The 9,888-nt window shown below is 29.4% G+C and carries 5 protein-coding genes; 1 reads left to right on the top strand and 4 read right to left on the bottom strand.

Going from position 1 to position 9,888, the window contains the following annotated elements; all coding sequences use genetic code 11:
* Positions 1 to 205: 205 nt before the first annotated feature.
* Positions 206 to 649, top strand: a complete 444-nt coding sequence (locus ACJJV4_RS00490; RefSeq protein ID WP_405291025.1) for a hypothetical protein — start codon at positions 206 to 208, stop codon at positions 647 to 649.
* A gap of 27 nt (positions 650 to 676) precedes the next feature.
* Here ACJJV4_RS00490 and ACJJV4_RS00485 read toward each other — a convergent pair whose 3' ends face one another.
* The 4 genes from ACJJV4_RS00485 to ACJJV4_RS00470 are packed head-to-tail and all read right to left on the bottom strand — an operon-like array spanning position 677 to position 9,874.
* Positions 677 to 2,191, bottom strand: coding sequence for a DUF7017 domain-containing protein (locus ACJJV4_RS00485; protein ID WP_405291023.1), 1,515 nt, complete (start codon positions 2,189 to 2,191; stop codon positions 677 to 679).
* On the bottom strand, positions 2,181 to 4,313 hold the full coding sequence (locus tag ACJJV4_RS00480; RefSeq protein WP_405291021.1) for an ATP-dependent RecD-like DNA helicase: 2,133 nt from the start codon (positions 4,311 to 4,313) through the stop codon (positions 2,181 to 2,183). The genes ACJJV4_RS00485 and ACJJV4_RS00480 overlap by 11 nt, the downstream gene beginning before the upstream one ends.
* A gap of 60 nt (positions 4,314 to 4,373) precedes the next feature.
* Positions 4,374 to 5,963: a hypothetical protein gene (locus ACJJV4_RS00475; protein WP_405291019.1), complete on the bottom strand. Its 1,590-nt coding sequence runs from the start codon at positions 5,961 to 5,963 to the stop codon at positions 4,374 to 4,376.
* Positions 5,963 to 9,874 carry a hypothetical protein gene (locus ACJJV4_RS00470; protein WP_405291017.1) on the bottom strand — a complete coding sequence of 1,304 codons (3,912 nt, stop codon included), beginning with the start codon at positions 9,872 to 9,874 and terminating at the stop codon, positions 5,963 to 5,965. The genes ACJJV4_RS00475 and ACJJV4_RS00470 overlap by 1 nt, the downstream gene beginning before the upstream one ends.
* Positions 9,875 to 9,888 lie beyond the last annotated feature (14 nt).

Genomic DNA, 9,888 nt, shown 5'->3' with positions numbered 1-9,888 from the left:
TCTACCTGTTAGACAAAAAACTAAACCTACAAAAAAGCGAAAGCTAATAATTGATGATGATGAGATTGACAGGTTTTTATTAAGCTCGGTTTTTAGTGTTGATCTTTAACTTTATAAAATATTTGACGACAAAATTAGTCTAAAAATCACAAAAAACATTAATTTAGCGTCAAACGAACGTTCGTTTGACGCTAAATTAATAAAAATGGAATTTTATACTTGTGAGTATTGTTATAAAGAATTTGACCCCAAACGTCGTCGTGTTCAAAAATATTGTAGCAATTCTTGTCGTTCGAAAGCACATCATGCACGAAATAAACCAGATAATAAACTTACTACAATCCCTGATACTGAAACTAAAATTGACATTGCAACTGTTCCAACTCCTCTTGTTAAAAACAAAGTGGATTCTATGAGTTTAGCTGGAGCAGGAAATGCAGCTGCGGGTAGTTTGTTAGCTGATGGTTTAAAATCCATGCTGACTCCTATAGAAAATAAACCCGCTACTAAAGGTGATTTGGAAAACCTAAAAAAACAGATTGTAAATCGTTATCATAAAATTAATAATATACCTCCTAGACATGATGGTGCTCTATCCTATTTTGATATGGATACTGGTAATGTTGTTTATTCTTTTTTTGCTTTATAATTTTTTTACTCTTAGTATTTCGAAAAACTAAACAGAATACCCCTTCCAACCCCACTTTTCTTTTGATTTATTAAAAGATAAAATAGCTTTAATTTTAACCTCATCTTTATTAGATAAGTTATTTTCTTCAATAACATGTGGTGGTACAAAAACATCATCGATAAATCCAAATTTTTTGCCTTCTGGAATATTTATAGCACCTGATAACTCTTTGAGAGATGACACAGTAACATCAGAGTTCATATCTAAAGCCTGAATTGTTAAAGCTCTATGAAAACCTTCATTCCCTATAGGTTCCAAACGCACTTTTAATACGTCTCCTATTTTGAGGTTCTTCACCATGCCTTCATAATTAAAAAACCCATGAAATAATTCATCCTTGACGAAATTCAATATATTTCTATCAGAATTAACAAACTCCACAGCAACTAAATGCTCTGGCAAATCCTTAAACAATAATTCCTCTGCTTTCTTTACATGCTTAGCATAAAACTCTTTATTATTAAGAGTTTCTTTTGCTTCTACATACCAACTACATTCTGTCCAAGTCACAATATCATTCGGTATCTTCCACCCCTTGTCTTTTCGAACGGCAATTATAAGTTTAATTTCTGTTTTAGCTTCTGCATATAATTTGCGATCTACTAAAAGCTTTGCAAAAACTTGCCTGGTTTTAATTAAAAACTCATTAGGAGTTTTAAGACTTAAAGCTTTACAATAACAAGCAAATTCTAGTTCTTTATCATCTTTAAAAATCTCAGCCATTAATCCCCAAACCCAAAAATCATTTTGTTTTTGTTTTGCGAACGGTAAAAATGCAGCGAGCACATTATCCTTATTCCCTAATTTCAGTAACATTTGTGCTTTATAATAAGGCAAGTAATTATAATCGGGGTGCTTATCTATAATGCGATCTAAATAAGGTAAAAATTGTTGAACCTTCTCTTTATTAACCTTTTTAATTGCGCCAAATGCGTCTATATGCTCTCCTTCTATTAACTTTTTACTATAACTACCATAAACTTTATCTACCAAAGCAGATAATTGTCTACCATTGTATTCCTCTGTTTGAAAATCGGAACCATTAAAGTTTTCCAAGCCCCACCATTCTGAAAACTCAATAAACCTAGACCAATTTTGAGCTCCCTTTTGAAAAGCTTTCATTAACACACTATAACTATCTGAAGGCTTTGTAAAATGAAATTCTTTAATTATATCAAACACCTGGTTAACCTTAGAATAGTCTACAGACTCTAAACTTTGAATTTTAAAAAGCATACTACCTATTTGAAATGCAGTTGTATCAAAAATCATTACTTCTTCTTCAGGTAAATTAAGCACCTTGATTTTCAAAAGGTTCTCAATAAAACCCTCAAAATTGGATTCTTGAACATGTTTTTTTAAAAATGCATAATACACCCAGCTAATATTGCGCTTGCCCCAGATATTATCTGGTTGTGCATTTAACTCTTCATGAGCCATTGCAAGTGCTTCATCTAATCTTCCAGATTGTCTTAATTCTTTTATTTCTTTAGCTGGCATAATTACTGAGTTTATCAATTAATTTTATCAATTTTATATCATTATCACAATTGTAACTTTTCACCATTGCCGTTGAAAACCTAAATTCCTTTTTAAAATAAAATTGAATCGAAGCGTAAATTGAATCCGTTATTAGATGATAATTTATATAATTTTTTGAAATATGCTCTTCAATATTGGTTATTGAAATATCTAGCTGATTACATTCCTCTTGCATTATAGAATATAAATTTTCTAAAGGCTTATTGTAAGGCGAATAACTTAATGTATAATGCAAAGATTCTTTAGAATTAAAAATAGTTTCCAATTCCTTTTCTTCTTTTAACCCCGCCTTATTTAACACCATAAATTGATCTAAAAAATGACCAGAACCAACATGACTCGCTTGTAACGTAATCACTAAGTTTTGTGAATTCTCAACAGAATATCGTTCCAAATAATCACCTTTAGATTCTACATTCGTAATCCTGAAATCAGTACTTTCTAGTCTTTCTAAAACACTCCAATATTTTAAGCTTTTACCCTTATGCTGACTATCGTTATGAAATGGTGATGTTTTCACGGTATCAAAACTTAATGCATTTTTAGGAATTCTTCCAATCTCGGTAGTTGTAGAAAATCTCAACTTACTAAAACTAGTAAAGTAAGGTGCATTCAAAGTATACAATGTATCTACAGCACGCGTTGTTGCAGTATAGCTCCAGCGAAGAGCATCGTTTGAGAAACCTACTCTGCCAGAGTAATCCACAATTACTTTATCCCATTCTCCACCTTGCGCTTTATGACACGTAATGGCATAACCATATTTTACGCGTAATGCATTATAAAATGGATCGCTTTTTAAAGCTAATTTAAACTCTTCTGATCCTACTTTATAAAAAGATAAACCCTTTGATTTCCTCTCTTCTTGAGACTCTCGAAAACGTATGACAAAATTTATGTATAAAGCCTTCATCATATCTACATTTAAGTCCCTATCTATCGAATTTAATAAAGAATCAATTATATAACAATCAATTTCTCCTTCATAATTTGGAACTCTTATTGTTACTTTTCTAAATTCTAATGTGATGATTTTCTTAACTTGTTTTCCTTTTTCAATAACGAATATTGGCGCTGATTGAGAAACTGTCGTGTTGGAAGCTCTCACTACTTTTGAAATATCCCCATTAAATAATTCGGTATCATACGTATGATAATTATTGTTATTGATTAAAAGCAAATCGCCTGCTAAAACATCTTTTTGTTGAGGAAAAAGAGTGCTTCTAATCCCAAGATTATAATGATAACATTGCGAATTAGAAAATGAGATAATAACACCATCACCAATTTCAGGATTGGGAAATAAATTTAGATACGTATCAATAATTTCTGTTGCACTTAATTTTACACAAGACTCGTCATCAAAATCAAATATTAATTCATTTCTTTTTTCCTCTTCCAATAAGGTTCTAATAGTTGTCGCATTTTTAAGAATTAAATTATTCGATTGACGTTTTACTTCTTTTAAAGTGCTTAAACCACATTTATATCCTAAATCCTCAAAATATAACCTGCTTAAAGCGTGCGAATTATTATCTCCAACTGGTGGTAATTGTGCAGGGTCACCAACAAAAATGATTTTATTGTTCTTGTTAGTATGAAATGTAAAGGTTAGTAAATCATCCAACAGAATATTAGTCCCAAAATCGAATAATTCATTTTTAGATTCGCGACTAGAAATCATTGAAGCTTCATCTACTATTAAAATGCGCTCATCGGTATTGGTTAAGTCAATAGGAAAAGAATACCTAATAGAATGTTCCGCCTCTTCTTTAGCGTCTGCATTAATAGTTTTTATATCCTCTAAATTATAAATAGCACTATGAATCGTTCTTCCTCTACCTGTTTTATCTCTTAACACTTTAGCTGCTCTACCTGTAGGTGCAATTACCTCAAAACATTTGTGCTCTGAGTTCAAATAATCAGCAACTCCTTTGATTAATGTTGTTTTTCCTGTACCTGCGTAACCTTGAAGAATGAATATTTGAGTTTCCTTGTTAAAAAAACACTCAATTTCAGTCAACGCTTTTTGTTGATCAATTGTGAGAGTTATACTTTTAAAGTGGTGGTTAATATTCATTATTCATTTATTTTGTACAAAAGTGAATATTTTATATGCAGTAGACTTGCATAAAAAAAATCACATTTGATTAACAATGACTTTTAACCTTTTCAATTCCGTTTCAAATAGTGTTAAAACCTTCACTTGTAAAAAGCTAAACTCTTCTTGATTACTTGGCTCATTTCTAGATCCTGTTAGTTTATGTAGCATCTGAACTTTATTCAATTGTCCAGGTCTGAGGGTGAATTTCTCCATCAAATGTCCTTTACCAAATGAATGTCTTAGAATATCAATGATATCAATAAATTCGTTTTTATTCTTAAATTTATTTGGTAAATTATTTTTTGAAATATCTATTCCGTTTTTATTTGCTTTAGTTCGTTCAAAAATAATATGATAGACTGCAACAGAGAATGAGGTAAATTGTTCTGAGGATAAACATTCTGTTTTGAGGTCTCTATATAATGAAATATCCTCATTTAATGGTGTAAATATGTATGCGTTTTTCTTATTAAAATGGCTCTTATTTATTGTAAGAATTAAACTTTCAATACTTTCAGTAATTCTATGACTTTCAGGTAAAATATTTTGCTTTTGAATTACATTTATTGATTTAATATATTCTTCTAATAACTTAATTGATATAGCATATTTGTTCGATTTTTTCTCAATAATTAATCCTCTATCAATTAAGTCCAATAGAGAAGAAGATGATTTCAAACTATGATTTTTTTTCAATAATTCTTGCAAAATATGTTGTTGCTTATTTTCAAGCGAATTGTATAATTCTTGTATATGAACTTTTAGGTTTCCATTATATGATCTACTCTGACTAGTTATCCACTGACTTCCTAACACCTTCCCATAAAACGGTACTCCACCAGACAATTTATAAAATTCATCTACTGCAGATTTCACATCTTCAGGACAAGTTTCTAATTGTTTAATCTCATAAAACCACATTTTTTCAAATGACTCAAAATTAATTGGACAAACGTAAAGTGTTTGATCAATACAATTCAATTCAGGTGAGCCAGTAATTGAGCATAAATGTTCCCAAGAGTCACATCCTGTAATAAAAAATGTAAATGGATTTAAACCTTTATCAGTTTGTTTTGAAGTGAAATTTCTCAATCTCATAAAATCCGTTGGATCATCAAATGAAAACCTGAATAAGTATTCATATTCATCGAATAAAAATAAAATCGTTTTATCCAATAAATCTGAAAAAAATGTAATAATATCTTCAAATAATCCAGGAACTCTTATATCATTTACCTTATCTAAATCTATATAAACATCCTCCCAAAATTCAGAAGGTTCTATTTTCTGACCTCTAAACATCTCCGATTCAGTAAGAATCTTATCATTTGTAATCTTTGATATAAATTGAGCTATTGCATATCTGTATACATTAGCTTTACCTTTAACTTGAGAACCAACCTCCTTATAATCAAGATATAAAGGATACACTTTAGAGTTTGGATCATCTTTTAAATAAACATCAAGACATTTAAATAATGAAGTTTTACCAAATCTTCTCATTCCAATCAACTGAGTATTACTTTTTCTATTTGCCATTGCAACCAGTTGATTAAACAGTACATCACATCCAAACAACTCATTTGGATTAGTAATTTCATTTTTCGGATTAAACGCTACTTTCATTATTCTTCTGATAAGGTTGATAATTCTAAACTAATATCTTGATGTTGAAAATACCACCAGCGTCTAAATAGATCTACAGAAAATTTATAAACAGGGATTCCTTCGTCATCAAGTTGATATAATATTTTTTTCTCTAATAAATCTTCTAAGGAATTTGCTAATTTGGCTCTAAAAGTATTTAAACCATTTTCACTCCAAATTCTTTCAAGTTCATAAACTCCAACTCCTCGTGAACTTACAGCATTTTTATTAATGTGAGATAAGGTTGACAAAAGAACAGATGCTTCCTTAGGATCAGTAGGACTGTATTGATTATTTTGAAATTTTCCTGCAGGTAATCGTTTAACTAGTGAAGATGAACTTCTGTCTTCACCTGTTAAAATACGAACTACTTTTTCTAATTCAGGATATCCAATAAAACGTCTATTATTTTCAACTGCATAATCACCACAACCTTTACACAATATCTGAATAAAATAAGGTATATTTCCTGAGAGGTGACGTATATGTTCTCTTGCATCAGGTGTAAATATCAACTTTTCACCCATTACATTAATTAATTCATTTGCGGAATCATCCTTAATACTATCTATTTGCTCCTCAATAGTGTGAACAAATTGACCTGTAATACCATAATGTTCATCTGATAAAAGTTTCTTAATATCATATGTTCCTGCAAAAATGAAACTTGCTTTACCATCCAAAGAATATTGTCTTAGTGCTGCTAGAAAAGCTGGGCTAATTGTACCTCTATCCATTAAATCCTTAACATATGACAATTCATCAATAAAAAACATTGGAAAATAACCTCTTGAATTTAAAAATTCAATTACTATACTTAAATGTTTAAATTGGGTCCTTTCTTCTGGTACTTTTAAAGAAGATAATTCACCATTAATTTTATCTTCCAAAATACGATACATATTTTCATAGATCAGAGCTTGATAGAACTCTCTTGCATTTGAGCTATTAGAAAGTTCTTGAAATTCCCATTCAAAAGTTAATAATTTATATTTCTTACCATTAGACAACAATTCTTCTCTATCTATACTTTTATTTAAATATTTTAGAATTGAACTTTTACCTGTTCTAGTTAAACCATATAAAATATAAGCCTGTGTTCTTTCACTTGACAAATAATGACTTTTTAAATTATTTATTAAACCTTTTCTTCCTTTAAACAAATATTCTGGTGGAACTGGTCCATCTTTCCAAGGTATATCCTCATATTTTAAATAAGACTCAGGTTCTTTTTCTAAAGTGTATCTAAAATTATTTTCCCTAACCCTTTTATTTTGATAAATAGCATAGACTTTGAATTCTAATTCTACCGCAGCAAAATCTTCAATCAAATAAGTAGGGATTTTAATATCCGCTTGTACCTTATTCCCTGCTGATATCTCAGTATTTAAATCAAACTCAAGTATATCTTCTTCTTCATACTCATATTCTGGTGACTCAAATTTAACGCTCATAAAAAAACCTTCTGAAGTTGAATCACCTTCATTAGATATAATTATTGAAGTTTTGAATTCATCTTTATCTTTCCAATAATAAGATGGATCAACTTGAACATTCAATGAAGGAAGAGATTCAGCTATTTTATGTTCTAAAAGATTATCAATTTCTTTTTTCCACTTTTTAAGAAGTCCAAAAAATAATGTTCTACCATAGTAAGTGGTATTGTTTTCTATAAAATCGATTTGCTTTTCAATAATTTTTCTTGCTTGAAACAATATTGTGGTTCTTTCACTTTCACTCCTATTCAAGTAAGGTTGTAATACCAATATCAATTTATCAATTTCCTCTTTAATTTCAATATCAGTAGTGCTAAATAAGTTTTCAAAACTCAAAAGCTCATTCCATCTAGCGCTTAATTCATTAAAATTACATGGTTCAACCTTTATCTTCTCTATTTTAGAAAGCATCGAATGTAATTGATCTTTTAATTTATTTCTTTGTGCAAAAGCTAATTTTAAAAAATCAGATGAACTTAAACTTATATCTTGAGTGAAACCTATAATTTCATTAATGTTCTTAAAGATTCTTTCTCGATTTTTCTGTTTGTAAAATTGCATATACAAACTACCTGTACCTTTCGGTAATTGTGCTAATTGATTCCAAGCCGTAATACTCGCAGATCCAATTTCTATGATTGTTTGATATGCAATTTTTTCTATCTCTTGGTTATTGTTTTTCAAACAAAAATTAAAAACATCCCCAAATTGACCTTCAAATATTACATTTCTATTAAAACTTAATTGGTTCTCAAGGTGATAAACAATTATGTTTAATTTTAAATAGTTAGCTAAGATGTTTAACAACAAATCCGGATCTATATTGGAAAGCAAGTTTAAAGTCTCCAAATAATAACTACAAGCGCTGTCTTTGAGTCGAATTAGTTTTTGTACATCTTCATCTTTATCTTTTACATACCTCTGAAAATTGTAGAATAGAGCATTACCCTTAAGTCTTGAGTAATTAGAAACAGCCTCCAAATAATCCGCTGTATCATAACTACCAATATTTAATTCACTGTAGGCTTTCGCAGCTTCTAAATAAATTGGATACCTAGAAGCATCATTTATATCCTCATTTAAATTCGCTTGATCTAATATAATTTTAGCGATATAAGTAGTCGGTTTATTTGCATTCTTTAAAATTTCTGGATGTGTAAATTTATGCTCATCAATATCTATATCTATTAATTTACTAATTTCAGTCCCACCATCATGAGTATCTATTATTAAATCTTCGAAATTACTATTGTCTTTAGTAGTAGTAGTAGTAGTAGATTTAATTCTCAACGCTATTTTTTTGGCTAAATCATTTTTAGAGTTTAATCTAAGAGCTTTAATAATACTTTTTTTTGCTTGATCTTGCTTTTCTGTACTAAGAGATTGTAATCTTGCTAACTCTGTATATAAATGACTTAAAGTATTTGACGCAGCATGGATAGATTCATTAAATTTAATTAATTCTAAATAGGCCTTTTCTGAATATTCAGGTTGATTTAAAGAAGAATAAATTTGAGCTTTTTTCAAAAGTAAACTGCTTTTATATTTGTCTGGCAATTCTTGCATAAGACCATCTTCAATTTTACTCAAAGCCTCTTCGAGAGCAGAATTCTTCATGAAATCGACAATTTCTATCTCCAATTCTTTATAATCTGAAACCAACTCCCTTTTCTTAGGTACAATAGACTTAATTGATCTATCACTAGGTAAGGGTTTTAAATCTTTTTTTAATTTAATATAATTTTGATTTCTACTGAACACTGGATGTAATGCCCATAATAATTGATACGCCAACTGAAAATTCCCAATTTTAATATACTCTTGTACTTGATTAAGAAGGTTTTCAAAACTGATTAATCCCACAACTACTGTTGCAACGAATTTATCTCCTATCTTTTTATAACTTAGCCAAACTGGAATATTTGCTTTCCCTCTTATTTTTTTAATTTCTGTAATTAGATTTTCATCATATATCCTAGTCAAGTCAATTTGAACCTCATCAATCTTTGGGTTTTTGTCGTAAATTGCATAACAAGAACCTTCTTTGACATAAAAAATTGTTGAATTAGGTCTTAGATCTACACTTAAATCTGTTTTATTTAAACTTTTAATAAAATCAACACATAAATTCACTGATTTTTGAACTCCAACATTTGATTTTTGTTGGACAGTCTTCGATTCTTTTAAAACATGATCATTATTTGCTTTAATTTTAACAATATCCCATCCTCCTATTAATTTATCAAAAATTCTAGTTCCAGTTGAGTTGTTCTCTTGAAGCAATACATAGTTGTCTCCAATTTCAAGAATTAAACCCATTGGCTCTTTTCCTGTAATTAAATAAAACTTAACAGTATCTCCGACTTTTAAATCTTTCTTTAGTAACTCAAACATTTTAATAAATTTAA

It is taken from the genome of Algibacter sp. Ld11, from assembly GCF_045066735.1.
In the GTDB taxonomy this organism is placed as follows: Bacteria; Bacteroidota; Bacteroidia; order Flavobacteriales; family Flavobacteriaceae; genus Algibacter.
Note: the sequence above shows the minus strand (reverse complement) of the source record. Positions and strands in the feature narration are given on the sequence as shown.